The sequence below is a fragment of the Chryseobacterium sp. LAM-KRS1 genome (assembly GCF_013184525.1).
Lineage (GTDB): Bacteria > Bacteroidota > Bacteroidia > Flavobacteriales > Weeksellaceae > Chryseobacterium > Chryseobacterium proteolyticum.
The window spans coordinates 36044-55821 of sequence record NZ_JAAOIZ010000003.1 but is presented as its reverse complement, the minus strand read 5'-3'; the positions used below and the strand labels follow the sequence as shown (position 1 = coordinate 55821).

At 36.3% G+C, this 19778-nt stretch carries 21 protein-coding genes and 1 riboswitch; of the genes, 12 read left to right on the top strand and 9 right to left on the bottom strand.

The annotated features are described in order from the left end of the window. Positions 1 to 115 precede the first annotated feature (115 nt). Entirely contained in the window at positions 116 to 1432 is a 1317-nt protein-coding gene (locus tag G9C87_RS07715) for a T9SS type A sorting domain-containing protein (protein ID WP_172279836.1), read from the top strand. Between the two features lie 86 nt (positions 1433 to 1518). On the opposite strand, the gene G9C87_RS07710 is transcribed toward G9C87_RS07715, so the two are convergent. The 6 genes from G9C87_RS07710 to G9C87_RS07685 form a co-directional block, all read right to left on the bottom strand. After that, entirely contained in the window at positions 1519 to 1827 is a 309-nt protein-coding gene (locus tag G9C87_RS07710; protein WP_172279834.1) for a barstar family protein, read from the bottom strand. Continuing rightward, positions 1824 to 2360: a matrixin family metalloprotease gene (locus G9C87_RS07705; protein WP_228456980.1), complete on the bottom strand. Its 537-nt coding sequence runs from the start codon at positions 2358 to 2360 to the stop codon at positions 1824 to 1826. Before G9C87_RS07705 ends, G9C87_RS07710 begins: the two co-directional genes overlap by 4 nt. Positions 2361 to 2424: 64 nt before the next feature. Then, the gene (locus G9C87_RS07700; RefSeq protein ID WP_172279830.1) at positions 2425 to 2907 is read right to left on the bottom strand and encodes a ribonuclease domain-containing protein; all 483 of its coding nucleotides are present in this window, start codon (positions 2905 to 2907) and stop codon (positions 2425 to 2427) included. Between the two features lie 75 nt (positions 2908 to 2982). Further along, complete coding sequence (gene nadE / locus G9C87_RS07695; protein ID WP_172279828.1) at positions 2983 to 3774, bottom strand: NAD(+) synthase; 792 nt, start codon at positions 3772 to 3774, stop codon at positions 2983 to 2985. Positions 3775 to 3788: 14 nt separating this feature from the next. Continuing rightward, positions 3789 to 4316 (bottom strand): GNAT family N-acetyltransferase, encoded by a 528-nt coding sequence (locus tag G9C87_RS07690; protein WP_172279826.1) that lies wholly within the window; start codon positions 4314 to 4316, stop codon positions 3789 to 3791. Further along, the gene (locus G9C87_RS07685) at positions 4313 to 4846 is read right to left on the bottom strand and encodes a GNAT family N-acetyltransferase (RefSeq protein ID WP_172279824.1); all 534 of its coding nucleotides are present in this window, start codon (positions 4844 to 4846) and stop codon (positions 4313 to 4315) included. Before G9C87_RS07685 ends, G9C87_RS07690 begins: the two co-directional genes overlap by 4 nt. A 158-nt stretch (positions 4847 to 5004) precedes the next feature. On the opposite strand from G9C87_RS07685, the gene G9C87_RS07680 reads away from it, so the two are divergent. The 10 genes from G9C87_RS07680 (at position 5005) to G9C87_RS07635 (ending at position 14719) form a co-directional block, all read left to right on the top strand. Continuing rightward, complete coding sequence (locus tag G9C87_RS07680) at positions 5005 to 5991, top strand: gliding motility protein GldB (protein ID WP_172279822.1); 987 nt, start codon at positions 5005 to 5007, stop codon at positions 5989 to 5991. 85 nt (positions 5992 to 6076) lie between these two features. Next, the gene (locus G9C87_RS07675) at positions 6077 to 6979 is read left to right on the top strand and encodes an ABC transporter ATP-binding protein (protein WP_172279820.1); all 903 of its coding nucleotides are present in this window, start codon (positions 6077 to 6079) and stop codon (positions 6977 to 6979) included. Between the two features lie 11 nt (positions 6980 to 6990). Next, positions 6991 to 9189, top strand: coding sequence for a thioredoxin-like domain-containing protein (locus tag G9C87_RS07670; protein ID WP_172279818.1), 2199 nt, complete (start codon positions 6991 to 6993; stop codon positions 9187 to 9189). 24 nt (positions 9190 to 9213) lie between these two features. Beyond that, entirely contained in the window at positions 9214 to 9540 is a 327-nt protein-coding gene (gene gldC / locus G9C87_RS07665) for a gliding motility protein GldC (protein ID WP_034687059.1), read from the top strand. 92 nt (positions 9541 to 9632) lie between these two features. After that, positions 9633 to 10772, top strand: a complete 1140-nt coding sequence (locus G9C87_RS07660) for a cystathionine gamma-synthase (RefSeq protein WP_172279816.1) — start codon at positions 9633 to 9635, stop codon at positions 10770 to 10772. A 16-nt stretch (positions 10773 to 10788) separates the two neighbouring features. After that, a complete protein-coding gene (locus tag G9C87_RS07655) occupies positions 10789 to 11268 on the top strand; it encodes a DUF4440 domain-containing protein (protein ID WP_172279814.1) in 480 nt (159 codons plus the stop codon). 12 nt (positions 11269 to 11280) lie between these two features. Further along, complete coding sequence (locus tag G9C87_RS07650) at positions 11281 to 11733, top strand: GNAT family N-acetyltransferase (RefSeq protein ID WP_172279812.1); 453 nt, start codon at positions 11281 to 11283, stop codon at positions 11731 to 11733. Positions 11734 to 11888: 155 nt separating this feature from the next. Then, positions 11889 to 12398 (top strand): DinB family protein, encoded by a 510-nt coding sequence (locus tag G9C87_RS07645; protein WP_172279810.1) that lies wholly within the window; start codon positions 11889 to 11891, stop codon positions 12396 to 12398. Positions 12399 to 12614: 216 nt separating this feature from the next. Further along, complete coding sequence (locus G9C87_RS07640) at positions 12615 to 13163, top strand: L-threonylcarbamoyladenylate synthase (RefSeq protein WP_172279808.1); 549 nt, start codon at positions 12615 to 12617, stop codon at positions 13161 to 13163. Positions 13164 to 13300: 137 nt separating this feature from the next. Further along, on the top strand, positions 13301 to 14719 hold the full coding sequence (locus G9C87_RS07635) for a CCA tRNA nucleotidyltransferase (RefSeq protein ID WP_172279806.1): 1419 nt from the start codon (positions 13301 to 13303) through the stop codon (positions 14717 to 14719). A gap of 176 nt (positions 14720 to 14895) precedes the next feature. Here the strand turns inward: G9C87_RS07635 and G9C87_RS07630 are convergent, their stop codons facing one another. From G9C87_RS07630 to G9C87_RS07620, 3 genes are all read right to left on the bottom strand, one after another. Next, positions 14896 to 15936, bottom strand: a complete 1041-nt coding sequence (locus G9C87_RS07630) for a hypothetical protein (RefSeq protein ID WP_172279804.1) — start codon at positions 15934 to 15936, stop codon at positions 14896 to 14898. Positions 15937 to 15947: 11 nt separating this feature from the next. Further along, on the bottom strand, positions 15948 to 17795 hold the full coding sequence (locus G9C87_RS07625) for a TonB-dependent receptor plug domain-containing protein (protein WP_172279802.1): 1848 nt from the start codon (positions 17793 to 17795) through the stop codon (positions 15948 to 15950). 32 nt (positions 17796 to 17827) lie between these two features. Beyond that, positions 17828 to 18004, bottom strand: a riboswitch (cobalamin riboswitch). A gap of 105 nt (positions 18005 to 18109) precedes the next feature. Continuing rightward, positions 18110 to 18592: a cytidine deaminase gene (locus G9C87_RS07620; protein ID WP_172279800.1), complete on the bottom strand. Its 483-nt coding sequence runs from the start codon at positions 18590 to 18592 to the stop codon at positions 18110 to 18112. Between the two features lie 107 nt (positions 18593 to 18699). Here G9C87_RS07620 and namA point away from each other — a divergent pair, with 107 nt between their 5' ends. Beyond that, complete coding sequence (namA, locus tag G9C87_RS07615; RefSeq protein WP_172279798.1) at positions 18700 to 19752, top strand: NADPH dehydrogenase NamA; 1053 nt, start codon at positions 18700 to 18702, stop codon at positions 19750 to 19752. Positions 19753 to 19778 lie beyond the last annotated feature (26 nt).

Sequence of the window (19778 nt, the reverse complement as noted above, 5' to 3'; positions counted from 1 at the left end):
TTTAAATTTTAAATGTTTTTGGATTTCACGAATTATGTAAGCCAAATTCTTTTTAAATGGTAAATATAATATTAATATTGTTTCCGCCAATTCAAAATATTAAAACCAAATAAATATGGAAAACTTTTACAAGATTTTAACAAAAACGGTATACGCTTACTTTTTATTCAACCTGTTTTCGGTCGTGAATGCTCAGGTGACGGTGATGGCGACAGCCAATTACTCACCGGGTGCAGTATCTGATAACGGGGTTGTAAGCATGCAGAGTAGTGGTGGCCAGATTTTTAAATGGGACGCAGTTAACGGGTTGTCTCAGATCGGAGCAACCTCTAATGGCTATCCCGGTGCAGGGAGGGCTGTAATTTCTAATGATGGGACAAAAATTGCCTCTACAATGACCAATACGGGTACGGGATTTAATGAGATATCAGTTTATGATATCGCTAATTCAACATGGACTTCCCTGGGAGGACTTGTTCCTACAGGATGGGACGGTTCTGTAAGTTCTACCTGGGGATTGTCGTATGACGGAAGTATCATTGTAGGATTAGGATGGTTAACTGCTGCCAATGCTCATGCGGTAAAATGGACTGCACAAAACGGAATGGTAGACCTGGGAAGCATGGTTTCGGGAAGAAGTTCGAGGGCTAATGCCGTAAATGCTGATGGGACGGTTGTGGTTGGCTGGCAGGATGAAGACAACGGAACCAGAAGTGGTGCTAAATGGGTGAATGGAACAGAAAGCTATATTACAGACAGTAACGGAAATAATGTTGGCGAAGCAGGAGCCGTTTCTGCCGACGGAAACACAATAATTGGGGCAGGTATGCCCAATCCTTATGTATGGAACAGTACTTCAGGACTTACTTACATTACACATCCTAATTCCTCAGCCTTCTTCAGAGGCGGTGCAACCGGAATTTCTGCTGATGGCGGAACGGTAATAGGTTATTTCAGGCCTTTTGCAGCACCTCCGATGTCTGGAGAAGGCTTTATATGGACTGCTGCCGTGGGGAGAATCAATCTAAATGATTATGCGACAAGCCTGGGGATCAATACTCAGGGAGTAACCATGTCCCTGCCATTGGCTATTTCCCATGATGGAAAAAAAATAGCAGGTGTTGGAACGAATTCTTCCAATCAGATTGTAGCATTCTATCTGGACCTTTCTGAATTCTTATCTACCCACGAAACAATCAAAAAAGGTCAGGGAATATCTGTCTATCCCAATCCGGTAAAAGATATCCTCTACGTGAAGGGAATTGAAAAAATAGAAAAAGCTGAAATTTATAATATGGTCGGTCAGAAAGTAATGACCTCAGATTCTGCAGGAAATCAGATTAATGTTTCCTCATTGTCGACAGGGAATTACATACTGCAGATTTTTGTGAAGGGGGAAATTTTACAAAGTCTAAAATTCATTAAACAGTAGATAAAAATTGGACACTTTTATTTGACTCAGGCCAAAAAAACTCGCAGATATATCTGCGAGTTTTATTTTTTTGATGGGATTTAAGTTTAGTCTTCTTCGGGAGCTTCTTCGTCATCATCTTCATATTGCTCCAGGTAATAGCTGAAAGTAAAACCCTCAAGCTCTTCTTCTGCATCTTCTAGGGTGGTGAGCAGGTCCTCAAATAATTCCAGCTGATCTACCGTTAAATTAACAAACTCAAGATGCAGAGGCATTTCCAGATCACCCGTAATAACATCATAAAGGGCATCAAGATTGTCCCCAAAATGTTCCGGAAGACTGATTTTTTCTTTCAACTGGCTATAGAAATCTTCATAATCTCCTATATCTGTAAAATCTATATATACTGTTTTCATATTGAATTGAATTTCCAATTTTTATTTATTAAAAAGGCTTTGCATTTTTTGCAAAAATCCACCTCTTCATCTGTGGGATTTTTACCTTCTGCGCTCCTCATAAAACATGTTTTTTCAGGGCAATGCTCCAATCCCTGTGTGTGACCAAGTTCATGAATGGCAATTTTAAAAAGCTGTTCATCAGCTTTTGCTTTATTTAATCTGAAATTTGATGCTACGCATGCTTTTCCGGGTCTATAACCGAGTCCCATTATACCAAAGTCTTTTATTTTACCCTTAGTGGTGCTTATATCTTTTGATGTTAAGCCGATTGTGACATAACCTTTGTCGGTTCTGTTATTTAAAAATCTGATAACAGAATCGGCCTTGTAGCGTTTTCTCTCCGGATAATAAGCCTCTTTCGGTAAATCTATAGCATTCAGAATTTTTATATCCGGATATATTTTCCTGATCTCATTGCTTACGAATTTTACACTTTCAGGTTTTAAATCATTAAACGGCTGAACCAATACTATCAATCCTTTATTTTCCATTGTCAGCTTATGCGATTTATCTGAACAGGAAAATAGAATAAGCATCAGTATGCTGATTAAGCAGCTACTGTTTTTCAAAACTTTTATAATGATTTTTGGTAAGATATACATCCCCTTCTTTTGTGAAAATAATACGGTCGGCATTTCTACTTCCACAACTGTAATTTACATCAGCTTCATAGTATTGATTGCCTTGCGGAAGACTTCTTTCTCTGTTTCCGAAGCGATCCCCTCCGATGGCACGCCCGGGGAGAACATCGCAAAGATTTCCCTTCGAAGGATTCCAGCCAAGCTTTCTGGCTTCATTTTTTGTAATGTAATAATCAGGTAACTGATGATGTTCCTTTACATAACTGATTACCGTTTTTTCTGCGGTAAGCTGATCGATAGATTGTTGATTTGCTGTACCGGCAGTTGTGCTGTATTCAGCTTTTGGATTCTGAATACCTTTTTCTGTACCAGAAAACTTATTGAAAATATACATCACAGACATTCCAAACAGAAGGCCGATGCAGGCAAAAAATACGAGTCTCATTTTACTATTCATACGCTATTATATACTTTACCAATATAAACAATCTACCAATTTTACCAAGACGGTGATATTAGCATACTGATTATTTTATGATCTCCATTCTTCAGGAATATCACAAACAGGAATAGGATTCATTTTATGCTGGGCTGCTTTATGCATTCTGTCAAATATTAAGAATACCTCGCGATCACGTCCCTCATAATCTTCTGCAGTTTTAGAACCATATTCCTTCTGGATCTTTTCAAGTTCCGGATAGGTGGCACCAATTTGTTGCTCGTCAGTCCTGTCTACATCCCAAAGTCCATCTGTAGGAATAGCTTCCTGGATATTTTTAACAAGGTTCAAAGCTCTTGCAAGTGTATAAACTTCTGTTTTATAAAGGTCTGCAATAGGGGAAACATCAACACCTCCGTCTCCATATTTGGTGTAAAATCCGATTCCGAAATCCTCGACCTTATTTCCGGTTCCACAAACCAATAAGCCGTTAAGCTGTCCATAATAATATAAGGTAAGCATACGCAAACGTGACCTTGTATTGGCAAAAGCTAATTTTTCATTCGGATACAAATCATCCTTTACATCGAAAGTCTTGTACAGTTCTTCAAAAGCAGGAGTCAGATTAACAGACATGGCTTCTACATTAGGAAATCTTGACTTTAGATCATTCATGTGCTCCCATGCACGATTTACTTGATCTTCTTTCTGACGGATCGGCATTTCTATTAATAAAGTCTTCAGACCGGTCATAGCTGCTAGTGTTGATACTACTCCTGAGTCAACACCTCCCGATACTCCAATCACATATCCGTTTACTTTTGATTTTTCTGCGTAATTTTTTAACCAGCTTACAATATGATCAATTACTTTTTGTGTCTGCATTATATATGATATTTTTAATCTATTCCAAATTCTTTAGGATATGTTACAATCCCGGTTACATTTTTTAAAGCATCGGGTATCAATTCTATAGCCATCCCATTTTCTTCCGGAAGGTCAAAAGGAAATGATATTCCAAAATTACTTGTTTTTTTATATCCAAATCTCGGATAATACTTTTCATGGCCTATTAAAATGACTGATTCATAACCCAATTCCCTGGCAATTTTATGTCCATAACTGATCAGTTGACTACCTATTCCTTGTCCCTGATATTGAGGTTTCACGGAAACAGGAGCCAGAGCCAATGAATTGAAGGCTTTGTCATTATTTTTAACGGACAGCCTGGTAAAAAGTATATGGCCAACAATTTCGTTTTCTATTTCGGCGACAATGGATAATTCTGGAATGAAAGCATCCGATCTTCTTAGCTTTTCTACTAAAAACTGTTCCTGATGGTCGCTGTGTTCCGCATTTTTAAATGCCTGTTCCACCAATTCAAAAACCTGTGGATAATCTTTTTCCAGTTCCTGTCTTACAATCATTTTTTTGAATTGTATTTTTCACGTTTCAGTTCATACCAAAAGCATATACCGTCCGGTTCTTCAAATTCCCCTTTATTTTCAAACCCTAACTTACTCAGTATATGATTGGAACCAGTATTCTCAGAATGCGCACAGGCATATATAACGGGGAGATCAAGATCATAAAACCCAAAATCCAAAGAAGCTTTTGCAGATTCAATCGCATATCCCTTACCCCAAAATTCAGGAATAAAACGATAACCGAGATCGTAAATGTTCTTGTAGCCATTTATTTCTGTAGTGATGAATTTTAAACCGCTCCATCCGATTAAAAGATTGCTCTTCTTTTCAATCACTGCAAATCTTCCCACACCATTATCCTCGTATTGCTGTTGAATCATTTTAATAACATTTTCAGATTCACTGATATCTTTTGCCGGGGGAGTACATACATACTTTACCACTTCCGGATCGGAATCCAGAAGGAAAAGACGCTCGGCATCATCAGTTTCGAATTTTCTTAGAATCAGTCTTTCAGTTTCCAGTTGCATATGTTTATTTTTTAATCAATAACAGATTTCGAAATGGAATGGGTATTTTAAATCATAAAAAAGGAAAATATTGCAGCAAAGCAAGCTGTTTATTTATTTTTCATGATGATATTATGTTTAAATCCGTATTTTCGTAACCTTAAATTTCTGTAAAAATAATGAAGATTTTTAGAACTATAGCGCTTTCTTCTATATTAGTTTTAGGATTGTATTCCTGCAAGAAAGAACCGGACAATGTATGGAAAGTAGAATTAAAGGAACCTGCCGAAAAAGTGGAGATGACAGATATTTCCAGTCAATTCTACGACCAGAATATCCCTCTGGAAAAATTTAAATCGGAGTTTCCTTGGTTTCAGGGTACTGTTTCTGATGAAGATTTTGGAAAGAGAAGAGCTGACGCAGAAGAAATAAAGATTTATAGAGAGGCCGTTGCAAAAATTGATCAGAAGAAACTCCAAAAAGAGCTTCAGGACCTGTTTTCACATATCAGGCATTATTTCCCGAAATTTAAAAGCCCTAAAGTGTATCTTTTTTCATCAGCGTTGCAAATGATTCAGGATCCGGTTTTTTATGATGAAAAAGGAAACCTTTTGTTTATAGATATTACCGGGTTCATGGGGGACAAAAACCCAAATTACAAAGGACTGGAATTGTATTTCCAGAAATCCATGAATCCAAACAATATTGTCCCTAAAGTATCAAGGATGTTTGCCGAAAACATTGTTCCTTTCTCTACAGATCATCAGAAGTTTATTGACCAGCTGATATATAACGGAAAAGTAATGATCCTCCAGGACGCATTTCTTCCGGATACTCCTGATTACCTTAAAATGAATTATACGAAAAAGCAGTATGAGTGGGCAGTAAGTAATGAAGGCAACATCTGGAATTATTTTGTCGAGAATAATTTATTGTTTGGGGATGATCACAGACTGGAGGAGCGTTTTATCTCTCCGGGACCTTTTTCTAAATTTTATACCGATATCGACAACGAATCGTCTCCGCAGATCGGTATTTATACAGGATGGCAGATCTGTAAAAAATATTTGAAAGAAAAGCCTGAGGTAAAGCTTACAGATTTTCTTAAAATGGATGCAACTGAAATTTTTAACCAATCTGGTTATAAGCCTGCTGTAACAAAATAGATTATTTTTAAGACCTATATAAGACCTTTTGTGAAGAACAAAAGGTCTTTTCTATTTTTTAGACACTAATCAAAAATACCTATGTATGGAAAATCTGATTACAATCCGGGACCTCAGTTACGGATTTTCAAAAAATAAACTTATTCTTAAAAATGTGAGCCTTTCGGTTCCGAAAGGAAGTGTTTTTGGGTTCCTGGGAGCTAACGGAGCGGGTAAATCAACGACCATGAAGCTTATGCTGGGCAGTATTCCCGATGAAAACAATACCATTGAAATTTTTAGTCAGAAATTACCTGAACTTTATCCTGATGGGTTTCAAAGGATCGGAAGCCTTATAGATAGCCCTGCCTTTTATGATCATTTGTCCGGCTGGGATAATCTTACTATTCTTTCCAAATTAAGAAACCTCCCTGATTCTGAGTGTGAAAGAGTTTTGAATCTGGTAGATCTCTGGGACAGCAGGAAAATGAAAATGAAGAAATATTCATTAGGGATGAAGCAAAGGCTTGCAATCGCTATGACACTTCTTGGTAATCCCGAACTTCTGATCCTCGACGAGCCGGTGAATGGTCTTGATCCTAACGGGATGTTAGAGATCAGAGAACTATTGCTTAAACTCAACAAAGAACAGGGGATTACGATATTCATTTCAAGTCATTTGTTGCAGGAAGTGGAAAAAATGGTCACCCACCTTGCTATTATATCGCATGGAGCCATCAAATTTTCCGGAAGTGTTGAAGAGCTTAACACCCATTACCGCCATAACCATATGAGGATAGGACTCAATAATGCACCTCAATTTTTACAACATATTCCTGAATATTATGCCCCTCAGATAATTGATGATCATACTTTAGAAATTACCGTGCAATCAAGGGAAGACATCATCAGACTTACCAAGAAACTGGTTGTAAATGAAGCCGAGATTTTTGAAATCAAAAATAGTGCGGGATTGGAAGATTGGTTCATGGAAATAACAAAAAATTAAAAACAGCACAAATGAAAAAGTTAACAACACTCATCAATACGGAATGGCTTAAAATAAAAGGTTTGGGATTGGTTTATTTAGCAATAGTACTTGGTATGCTGATTCCTCTTCTTGCTTTTTTGACCAGCACTTTTAATCCCCGATTTATTACAGAGGAAGAGCTTCCTCTTTCTGTTTTTGAAAGCTCTATAACGGATAGTTTTAAAGCCTTTTCCATCTTTTTTCTTTTGCTTTATATCGTTATTGCGGCCAACAGGATCGCTCAGGTAGATCATAAAAATAATGGATGGCAGCTTATGGAAACTCAGCCCATCAGCAAACTGCAATTGTATCTCGCAAAATATGTGGTATTGTTATTACTAAGTTTCTTATGTATTGCTTCTTATTTTACATTCAGTAATATCTTTTCATTTCTGGATTATTATATTCACCCAAGTACAACAAAATTGTTAAGCTTCGATACAATCTGGATGCTTAAGATGTTCATAAGATTATGCATCGGAGTATTGGGTGTGGCGGCTGTTCAGCTCTGCATATCAGTAGCTTTTCCAGGTTTTATATGGGCTTTTTTGGTGGGTATTTTAGGGCTTATAGTCAATACCTATTCTCTGGTACAAAGAGCAGCATTTCCTTTTTGCCCCTACAACTCTATGTATATCCTCTCCAAAACGCCTAATGTAAGAAACCTGAATTATTTTATCACTTACAGTGAATATCTAAGTATATTCTGGGCCATTGTATTTTTTATTATAGGTTATTTCTGGTACAGAGGAAAAGGGTTTAAATCTGCATTTCTACGTCATAAAAAGCAGATAATACTTTCATCTGTTTTTATTATAGTTTCAGCAGGAATATTTTTCATTATACAGCAACCTAAAGATTACAAAAGTAAAGGTGCAGGGGTTGTTATCAAAGGTACCTTACATACTGATCTGAAGATTGATTCTGTAAAAATATTCTCTAAGGATTTTCATAAGCAGGTAGGAAGTGCCATTGTAAAAAACGGATCATTCCTGTGGGAAACCCGTCAACAGATTCCATTTGATCAATATAGTCTTGAATTTGGAACCAAAAGAATCGATTTCATGATGGGAAGCGGAGACCATTTTGATTTTGACATCCGTTGTAATCCTTTAAAAATTCAATATTTTCTAATCTCCAACAGGTCTGCCGAACAGCAGTATAATACAGAAGAAGATGGATTCGGATATGAATTCTCATATGCTGTGGAGCAACAGAAATACAATGATAATCCTTCAGAGTTTTATCAGCTAGCGCAATCCGATTGGAATAAAAATATTAAGAGATTGGAACATTATACAGATGCTGAAAATAATGCCTTATCTGATGAATATAAATCTTACAGGAAGCAGCTTCTTGCCATTCAGTATTTGAACGAGATTAATAACTATCGGAAAATGACTTCCTGGGATGACCCTAAATTTACTGCTCCGAAAGAATTTTTAAACGAACTAAATTCTAAAATTAAAAATCCGACGGTTCTGTTAAGTAAAAATGATGATTACTTACAATACAGATTGGATAAAATGCTTACCGACAGGGACCGGTTGTCCAATCCTGACAGTATTCTTTTTGTGAAATTAAATGCGTTACCCGGTAATATCGACAAAGACCGTTTGGTTAGTAAACATCTTATAAAGACCATGGAGCTGGAATCGGATAGTACTTTAAGGAAGCAGCTTTTTGAAAGAGAATTCCGGATGTTAGGAGATAATGATTATAAAAAGCTGGCAACATCGAAATATGAACAGCTGACCATCTCTCAAAAAGGAGCCGCATTTGTAGATTTAAAATTTCTGGATAACAAAGGGAAGTCGCACCAGCTTTCGCAATACCGTGGAAAATATGTGATCATTGATTTATGGGCAACATGGTGTGGCCCTTGTAAACAGATCCGGCCGATATTTGACATGAGAAGCATTAAATATCAATACTATAGTAATATTCAGTTTATTTCAATAAGTCTTGACCAGGATAAATCAAAATGGCTAAATTATCTAAAAACAAAACCATCCAAAGTACCTCAATACTGGCTGGCGGATGCTCAGGAGTTTATGAGCAGGTATAAAATTCAAACTATTCCCAGATTTATTATTATAGATCCTGATGGAAAAGTTTTTAACATGAACAGCCCTTTTCCTGATGAAGATAATTTCGTAGAAATTTTAGATAAGCTCAAGAAGTATTAACTTTGTGAAAAATTTAAAATTGATATGAGAAAGACTCAGATAACGATAGACGTTGAATTAGATGAAAATCACATTCCGGAAACCATAACATGGAATGCTCAGGATGGAGGAATTGAAAAAGAAGAAACTAAGGCAACGATGATTTCTGTTTGGGATGAAAAAGCAATGGAAGCATTAAGAATTGATCTTTGGACAAAAGAAATGCCTGTGGATCAGATGAAAATGTTCATTCACCAGATTTTAGTTTCATTAGGGAATACCTATCAGAGAGCGACGGGAGAAGAAGATGTGGCGCAGTGGATCGAACAAATGGCAGAAGAATTTGCGGTAAAATCTGCGATAAAAATGTAAACCAATTACTAATATATCAATCTCATAGTGTAATGCATCAGTAGTATTTTTAAATAATTACACTGTTGGATTGTTGGATTAAAAAAAATATTATGAATTTTAATACAAAAGTTATTCACGGTGGCCAGCACCATGAATCTGCAACAGGTTCCGTAAATGTTCCTGTATTTTTAACTTCTACTTTTGCACAAAAAAGTCCGGGTGTTCATTCCGGTTACGAATATTCGAGAGCTGCCAATCCTACAAGACAGGCTTTAGAAGATTCTTTGGCAAGTATTGAAAATGGAGCAAGAGGTCTTGCTTTCGGTTCAGGTCTTGCAGCGATCGATTGTGTTTTGAAGTTACTGAACCCGGGAGATGAGGTAATAGCTGTTGATGATTTGTATGGTGGAACATACAGAATGTTTACAAGACTTTTTGAGAAATACCAATTGAAATTTACTTTCGTGAATTTTGATGATGTTTCTAAAATTTCAGAATTTATTACAGATAAAACAAAGCTGATCTGGGTAGAAACACCTACGAATCCTCTGATGAAATTAGTGGACATCAAAGCTGTTGTTGATATCGCTAAAGGAAAAGATATTTTGGTAGCCGTAGATAATACTTTTGCAACGCCTTATTTACAAAGACCTATCGATCTGGGAGCTGACATTGTTATGCACTCCGCAACAAAATATTTAGGAGGACATTCAGACGTTATTGCAGGAGCTCTTATTGCTAAAGATGCTGAATTGGGAGAGAAACTACATTTCATCCAATTTGCAAGTGGAGGTATCTTAGGACCACATGATTCTTATCTGGTTCTTAGAGGGATTAAAACCCTGGCATTAAGAATGCAGAGACATTCGGATAACGGACTGGAAGTCGCAAAATATCTTGAAAGCCACCCTGCAGTTGATAAGGTAATCTATCCGGGATTGGAATCTCATCCACAGTATGAATTAGCAAAATCCCAAATGAAGGAAGCTGGAGGAATGGTTTCATTTACTTTTAAATCCGGAAAGAAAGAAGATGCCATCAAATTCCTGGAAAGAGTAAAAGTCTTCACCCTTGCTGAATCTTTAGGTGGAGTAGAATCTCTTGCTAATCACCCTGCATTGATGACTCACGCTTCCATTCCTGCTGAAAAAAGAGCTGAATTAGGCATCACGGATGATTTGGTTCGTCTAAGCGTTGGAATTGAAGATGCTGAAGATCTTATCGCTGACCTGGAAAGAGCTTTTTCTTAATTGAGATAATATAGTAGTGAGAAGGATTACAATTATTTTTATCCTGAGTATTTTTAACCAGCTATTATATGCACAGGTTAAATCTACTGATGAACTCTTTCAAACCGCCATGAAATTGGATAGTTTGGTTTTCAAAGAAGGATTTAATAAATGTAATCCTTCCCACTATAATGATATCATAAGTAATGACCTTGAATTCTATCATGATATTGGAGGTATTACTCTGGGTAAAGAAGCGTTTATAGCTTCTGTAAAAAATAACATCTGCAGCGTTCCCGGTAAAATAAAAAGAGAACTTGTTCCCGGAAGTATGAAAGTGTATCCTCTGTATAATAATAAAACCTTATATGGATTTATACAGGAAGGTGACCATGAGTTTTTCGAAAACAACAATGGAAAATGGAATAAGACCGGAAAAGCAAAATTTACCCACTTGTGGATCTTCGACCATAACCAGTGGAAACTCAAGCGGGTGCTGAGCTATGATCACCGATAAGCATTATATCATATGAAAAATACAAGAAAAGCAAATATTTCGGATATAGAAGAGTTATCCGGATTGTTTGATCAATACAGGATTTTCTACCATAAGGTATCTGATATCCCGGCTGCTGAAAACTTTTTAAAAGAAAGGATCCTGAATCAGGATTCTGAAATTTTTGTTGCTCAGGAAGAAGATAAATTAATTGGTTTTGTTCAGCTATATCCTATTTTTTCCTCAACCAGAATGAAACGCTATTGGTTGCTCAATGATCTTTATGTTAATGACCAATATCGAGGAAAGGGCTATTCAAAACAGTTGATAGAAGAAGCAAAGGAGCTTTGCAAATCCTCGGATGCCTGCGGAGTGTTATTGGAAACAGGAAAAAGCAATGACATAGGAAATCAATTATATCCGGCTTGTGGTTTTAAGCTCTACGATTCTGTTAATTTCTATGAATGGAGTAATCCGGAAGAATAGAAAGAGGAGGGACAGATTTAGGAACCGAGAACCAAGAACCAAGAGCCAGAAATCAAGATCTGATGTAATAAACATCATATAAACATTGGTCTAAATTTCATCATTTATCACTCATCACACATCAATTATCATCAATAACCCATAATCACTCACATATGACTGAATTTCAAAAATACATTCAAAGATACCTCGATCTTATTCCTTCCGGAAAATGGCAGGAAGAAATACAAAGATCAGAAGAAAAGACAACCAATATTTACTCCGCCCTTTCTGAAGAGCAATCTCATTTTGCGTACGCAGAAGGAAAATGGACCTTAAAGGAATTATTATTACACCTTTCCGACACAGAAAGAGTTTTTCAATACAGGATTTTGGCGATCGCCAGAGGCGAGCAGAAAGATTTACCAGGTTTTGATGAAAATGAATACGCAAATAATTCTCATGCTAATGACAGAAGCCTGAAATCTTTACTGGATGAGTATCAGCTGGTAAGGAAATCTTCTAAGATCCTCCTTGAAAGTTTACAGCCTGATGCTTTGGCTACGGTAGGAAACGCTAACGGAAATTCTATTTCAGCAGAGACAGTAGGTAAGTTAATTGTAGGGCATAATTATCACCATCTGAATGTTATTGAAGAGAGGTATTTACCAAATTTGAAAAAATAGAATGATATTTTTTTATCATTTTTTGGGTGGGCTTTAGCCCACCTTTATTGATTATATGCTCTTGTTATAAAATTGTATTGATGTATTTTTTTATTCCGATGGCTTCAACCAAAACCTAATGGAAAATCCGTATTTTTGACATGTAAATTCAATTTGAAAAATTGTATATAAGAGATTCTTTCTCTTTCATTTTTCTCATAATTCTAAATATTAAAAATGGAAAACATTATCAATATATTAAAATCCGGTGGAACTATTCTTTATCCTACAGATACAATTTGGGGAATTGGTTGCGACGCTACTAATATAGAGGCTGTTAATAAGATCTTTGAGATTAAGAAGCGCGAAAAAAACAAGTCGATGATCATTTTGGTGGAATCTGAAAAAAGGCTTCAGGACTTGGTTGATGTTCCGGAAATGGCCTGGGAAATTATTGATTTAAGTGAAAAACCGGTAACTATTGTTTATGAAAATCCTAGAGGCTTACCTGAAGAATTGTTGGCAGAAGATGGAAGTATTGGAATTCGGTTAGTGAAAAATGATTTTTGTAAAAAACTCATCACAAAACTGAATAAACCTTTGGTTTCTACTTCAGCAAATTTTAGCGGAGACAAGAGTCCGTTAAAATTTTCGGATATCTCTCCGGAGATCATTAACATGGTTGATTATGCAGTGGAAGAAGACAGGGAAAAGGTTTCCAAGTATTCCGGATCTTCAGTTATCAAAATATGGAGTGATAATAGAATCAAGGTACTTCGGGAGTAGAAAACAAGATTTTAATTATCTTTGCAAAATCATTATAACCATTAAGAGAGTGGGAAGTGGAGTCTGTTTAAAATGCATGGAATTTTAAACAAGTCCAATAACCTGGTTTCTTAATGGTTTTACATTAAATAATAAATATGTTCATTAATCTCAATCAAAATAAAAATCTAAAGCTTTTTAAAATCATTTCGGAGGTTGCAGCCCGGAATAATCAATCAGTATATATTGTTGGCGGATATGTGCGGGATTTACTGATGAAAAGAAAAGCGTCTACAGATATTGATTTTGTTACTGAACAAAGCGGGATAGAGCTTGCACAAAGCGTGGCTGCGGAAATTGATCCGAAAATGAAGGTTTCCGTGTTCAAAACCTATGGAACCGCAATGATCAAATATAAAGATCTTGAGCTGGAATTTGTGGGAGCAAGAAAGGAAAGCTATAATGAAAACAGCCGAAAGCCGGAAGTGGAAGGGGGAACATTGGAAGATGATCAGAAGAGAAGGGATTTCACGATCAATGCAATGGCAATTTCTTTAAATAAAGATAATTTCGGGGAACTTATAGACCCGTTTAATGGAGTAGAAGATTTAGAAAAGGGAATATTAAGAACCCCTTTAGAACCTGCACAGACGTATTCTGATGATCCCTTGAGAATGATGAGAGCGGTTCGTTTTGCTTCTACCTTACAGTTTACGATAGAGGAAAACTCGTTATCCGCAATCAGCCGGGAGGTAGAAAGGATTAAAATTGTTTCGAAGGAGAGGGTTATGGTAGAATTCAATAAGATTATGCTTTCTGAAAAGCCGTCTATTGGATTAAGCCTGCTGGAACAAACCGGTCTTTTAAAATACATCATTCCTGAATTGATTGAACTGAAAGGGGTAGAAGAGGTGGAAGGACAGACCCATAAAGATAACTTTTACCATACTTTGGAGGTTGTAGATAATATTTCCGTCAATACAGACAAACTTTGGTTGCGTTGGGCAGCGTTACTTCATGATATTGGAAAAGCACCCACAAAAAAATTTGTTGAAGGAACCGGGTGGACTTTCCATGGTCATGAATTTTTGGGATCGAAAATGGTGAAAACCCTTTTCCAAAAGCTTAAACTTCCCTTAGGGCCAGATATGAAGTATGTACAGAAAATGGTCAAACTTTCATCCCGCCCGATCGCTTTGATTACGGATGATGCTTCTGATTCTGCTCTAAGAAGACTTTTATTCGACGCCGGTGAAGATCTTGAAGATCTGTTTACGCTTTGTAAGGCTGATATCACCACGAAAAATTCAAAAAAACAGGAAAAGTTCAAGAGGAACTTCGAATATGTAGCGGTAAAGATAAAAGAAGTAGAAGAGAAGGACCAGGTAAGGAACTTTCAGCCTCCTATATCCGGAGAAGAAATCATGGAGATGTTTCAGCTGAAGCCCGGACGTGAAATTGGAATTCTGAAAGAGAAGGTTAAAGAAGCTATTCTTGAAGGTGAAATCCAGAATGATCCTGAAGAAGCAAAAAAGTATGTTATTGCAGAAGCTGAAAAGTTAGGATTGATCATCTGAGTCCAAAACTATCAATTGAAAAAGAAAAAGATCCGGAGATTTCATTTCCGGATCTTTTTTATTTGGATGTTGTCTGGTTTCTGTAAAAGAAATCCGGGCTGCCTAAGGCAGCCCGGAAAAAACACAAATGATGAAAAAAAATAAAATTTATTAGTCTATTAAAAAGTAAAAACTTCTTAATTTAAATACACGCCATTAGTACCCTTACCTGTTGTAAAGGATTTGATTTTTGATCCTGAAGTAGTATATACTGTAACTTCACTGTCTTCAGTAAAGTTCTTCACATCAGACGTAAAGATCTTTCCATCTACAACACTGAATCCGTAAAGTGTATAGTATTGTCCTCCGTCTACAGCGGTAATAATAGGAGTTGTAGGAGAAGTAGTTGCCGCCATAACCATTGAGTATACTTTATTTGCTGAAGAGAAGAAATATCTTCCACCATCAATCTGAAGATTGGTTGCATTAGGAATACCTGTCAACGTTGTTGTTTTCGTAATGCTTCCGGTACTTGAAATCTGATAAATATATGAGTCAGTAGTTCCTGTAGCAATAACGTATACATTACCATTGTAGGAAATTGTTTTGTTGATGTTTACATTGGGCAATGTAATTACAGATTGTACATCATTGTTCGAAGTATTGATGTAAGTTATTTTGTTTCCGAATCCAAAGCTTGCATTTTGAACAAAAATATTTCCTCCTGCTTCAACAATTCTTTCAACGTTATCCGTGAATGTAATTTTCTTAACAAGAGATAGATCTGAATTTTTATAAATACTTACATATTTAGCTCCCTGATATTTATCATTGGTTACATAGATATTATTATTGGCAACTGCAACATAACGGGGATTATCTATTTGATTGGTAATTTCACCTGCACTTTTAAAAGTATATCGATTTACTACCTGGATTTTATTTGAGTTGTTTAACAAGAGATATGCTTTATCCCCGTTGAATGCCATAGCTTGTAAAACATCACCCAATTGGTTTCCATTATTATTTTTGGAAAAGATGCTGTTTTGACTAAAAGTTAAGTCTCTTGAAACGAAAGTTACTTCTGCATTTGGCTTTCCGAAATTTCCTTCGTTCGAAATTAAATATCCGTTTTCATAAGTTACTACAGGCAAAGTATTATCGCTATCAGTACTACAGGAAATATTGAAAAGTAGTACTACGGCAAATAAAAGTTGTAAAAGTCTAGTTATTTTCATGTTATTTTTTATTAAAAATTTATCGTTGCGGAAATACTGTAATTACGTTTTGGCATCGGATAATAAGACACCGTTTCATAAACAGTATTGGTTAAATTATTGATTTTAAAACCTAAGACATATTTTTTTAAGATCGTTGCTGATACACCCGTGTTCATGACGAAATAAGAATCTATAGCATCTTCTCTTTTTTCATCTGTTGTAGTGTATGTAAGACCATTAAAAACTCCCTGAACATAAAGTTTTAGGAAAGAATACTGATAATCAAAATTTCCAAAAACCTTATGGAGAGGGACATACATCATTTGCTTTTTAGTTTCCTGATTGATGGATTTTGCAAGTGTATATCCTATATTAAATCTAAAATGGTGTTCTTTAAGCTGTTTATCAAAAGTAATCTGTGATTCTAAACCATAAGATTTCACTTTATTGATATTAACTGGTGACCAATATCCGTAAGCTGTCGGCAACCACACTATATTATCCGATATATAAAGATAATACGGACTTAATGCAAGTTTAAAATTACCCCATTTAAACTCATGGTCCATATCCATCTGGTAAGACCTTTCCGGTTTTAGGTTTGGATTTCCTCCGGGATTCCAATACAGATCATTGAATGTTGGAAATCTGAAATTTCTGGATACATTTACTCCAAGATTATACCATTGTACCGGACTCCATTTTCCTGAGAATGAGTAAAGCAATGGTGAGCTTATATTCTCCACAAAATCCTTTTTAACACCAGCTTCAAAACGCAGATCTTTCGTCGGAAAATATCGTATTAATCCCGCTAAAGAGCCTACATTTCTACTTACATTACCAATTCCTTCAGTTTTTACACCTTGGAGATCAGGCTGATAACCCTCACCTTTGTTTACCTGGAATTCGGTGATGATGTTGACATTAAGTTCAGGTACGATGAAATAATTAAAATCATTTTTAAAGATATAATTTTTCCCTGTTGAACCACTGGTCTTCGGGGCATTATAATTGCCAAAATATTGGAAATTTTCTTCTGTGTAAGCAGCTTTTAAGCTATTTGAAAATTTATTTTTAGTAATATCCCAGGAAAGTAAGCTTCTGGTGCTTTGTGTCTCGTATTTTGTACGGTTGCCATTCTCTACAAAAATCGGATAATTCTGTGTCGAATCAAAAAACTGACTTTGCCATGAGATCGTCTGATGTCTCGCAATTTTATAGGAGATTCCAACATTAAAGGTACTGTTAAAGTATTTGCCGTTTCTATTAATATAGTTTTTTTCTTCGACTTTATAATCATTCTGACTGATCGAATGATTTCCTGAGACTTTAAAACTCAGCTTTTCATTGCTGTAGGAGGCCGTTCCGAAATTATTAAAAGTACCAAATGATCCACCCTCAGAATACAGGGAGGCTTTAAAACCTTTATTGAAATCCAGATTATTATTGAGATGTATACTTCCGCCGATTGCACCACTTCCGTATATTACACTTCCGCCACCGGCTTTCACTCCGATCTCATCATATCCGAAAAGAGGAATATTATTAATGTCTCCCTGACCAAGAAATATCGAATTGATATTGATTCCATTCCAAACAAAGGCTGTCTGTGGAGCGGAGGTTCCTCTGAACGAAGGCGAAGAAACTGCACCTCGTCCGTTTTCCTTGATATAAATACTGGATTGGAAGCGTAAAAGTTCTGAAAGATTCGTGGAATTCTTTTCAGCATCCTGAGGAGTAATGGGAGTAACCTTATGAAAAAGTTTTACCTTGTTCATCTGATTGTCAAAAATATAAACGGTATCGATTGCTTTCTCTTGTCCCAGACAAAGAAAATAAGCAGATGACGATAAAAGCAGTACTAAGGTTTTTTTCATACTATTTTACTTTTCCACCGAAAGCAATATATTTTTGGTATTATCATTTTGGCAGGTCTCCTGACTTTCGCATTTCTATACCTTCCCGTTTTCACAGTGGTTTATTATAGAAATTTTAATTGCGATCTACAGTTGCGGGGACAGTCTGGGATTTTCACCCAATTCCCTATTATTTCAATAGCTTGAAAACCAAAATTTTTGCAAAGATAAGTTTTTAAAAAGAAATCTCAGTCGTATCTGTTAATTTGTAATCAAAACAATGGTCTGCAGAAAAAATAACGTTTCCCAGAACCTCAGAATTGAGAGTTTCACGATTACAAGAACGTCGAGTCAAAGTAAAATGGCAATAGATCTTTAATCGAATTTACCTTAATGATTTCATCATTCATACTGGAAAAATAAAGATCAATATTTTCTTTTTGTTTTGTTTCGTATTCAATAAGACTTTGCCTGCAGGCGCCACATGGGGGAATCGGTGGTGTTTTCTCAGAAGATTCTTTAGGGCCTCCTACGATAAAAATCTTTTTGATCTTTTCCTCAGGGAAATTTGCACCTATCCAGAATAGAGCTGTTCTTTCAGCACAAAGTCCGGATGGAAAAGCTGCATTTTCCTGATTGTTACCGGAAAATATTTCTCCGTTTTCAAGTAATACGGAGCACCCGACCAAAAATTGGGAATAAGGGGCATAAGCATTTTCGCGGGCTTGTTTTGCTCTTTCGAAAAGTCTTTTTTCTATATCGTTCAGTTCAGAGCTATTTTTAAAATATTCGTAGCCGATCTGTATATCTTTTTTCATATATTTATTGGAGCCTAAAAAGGGGAGGTAAAATTAGTTCTTTTTAATCACGTGGGCAACCCGGGATTATTTCCTCTTCAATAGTAAAATTCAAAAATTAATAGACAATGTTATATACTCCGATACAATTCAGAAATATTGAACTCTCTAACCGATGGGTTATGTCACCTATGTGTATGTATTCAAGTGAAAACGGAATGGCTAATGACTTTCATTTCGTACATTACGGAAGCAGATCACAAGGTGGTACCGGACTGATAATGATTGAAGCAACGGGTGTTGAACCCCGGGGAAGGATCACTAATAAATGTATGGGAATATGGAATGACGAACAGGCTGAAAAACTTCAGCAGATTGTCAACTTTGTCCACTCCAATTCTGAGAGTAAAATCGGAATCCAGCTGGCACATGCCGGAAGAAAAGGCTCTACCTGGAATAATATTCAAATTCCAGTGGAAGAGGGGTGGGAAACTCTGGCACCTAGCCCGATTCCTTATCATCCTACAGAAAGAATTCCACACGCTCTGACGCTGGAAGAAATAAAAACTCAGGTTCAGAATTTTAAAGAAGCTGCAAGAAGAGCTGTGAAAGCAGGATTTGACATTATAGAGATCCATGGGGCACATGGATATTTAGTTCATCAGTTTTTATCTCCGCTTTCGAATATACGAACAGATGAATATGGAGGCAGCTTCGAAAACAGAATACGATTTTTAATAGAAATAGTAGATGCGGTAAACGAGGAACTGAATGATAATACTGCATTGTTTGTGAGAATCTCAGGAACAGAATATGCTGAAAATGGATGGGATATCGAAAGCAGTGTAGAGCTTGCAAAAATACTGAAGCAGCATAAGGTGGATTTAGTGGACGTTTCAAGTGGTGGGAATATTCATGGAGCAAAGATTGCTGTCTTTGACGGTTATCAGGTCCCTTTATCATCACAGGTAAAAAATAAAGCTGAAGTGAAGACGGGAGCAGTAGGTTTGATCACAAAAATAGAGCAGGCTGAGGATATTTTACAGAAGGGTGATGCCGATCTTATTTTTGTAGCCAGGGAAATTCTTAGAAATCCATATATTGCAGTTCAGGGATCCTTTGAAATGAATGAAAACTGTTTTTTCCCACATCAATATCTAAGAGCTAAAATTTCTTCTTAATTTTAGAAACCAAAATAAAAGTTCAG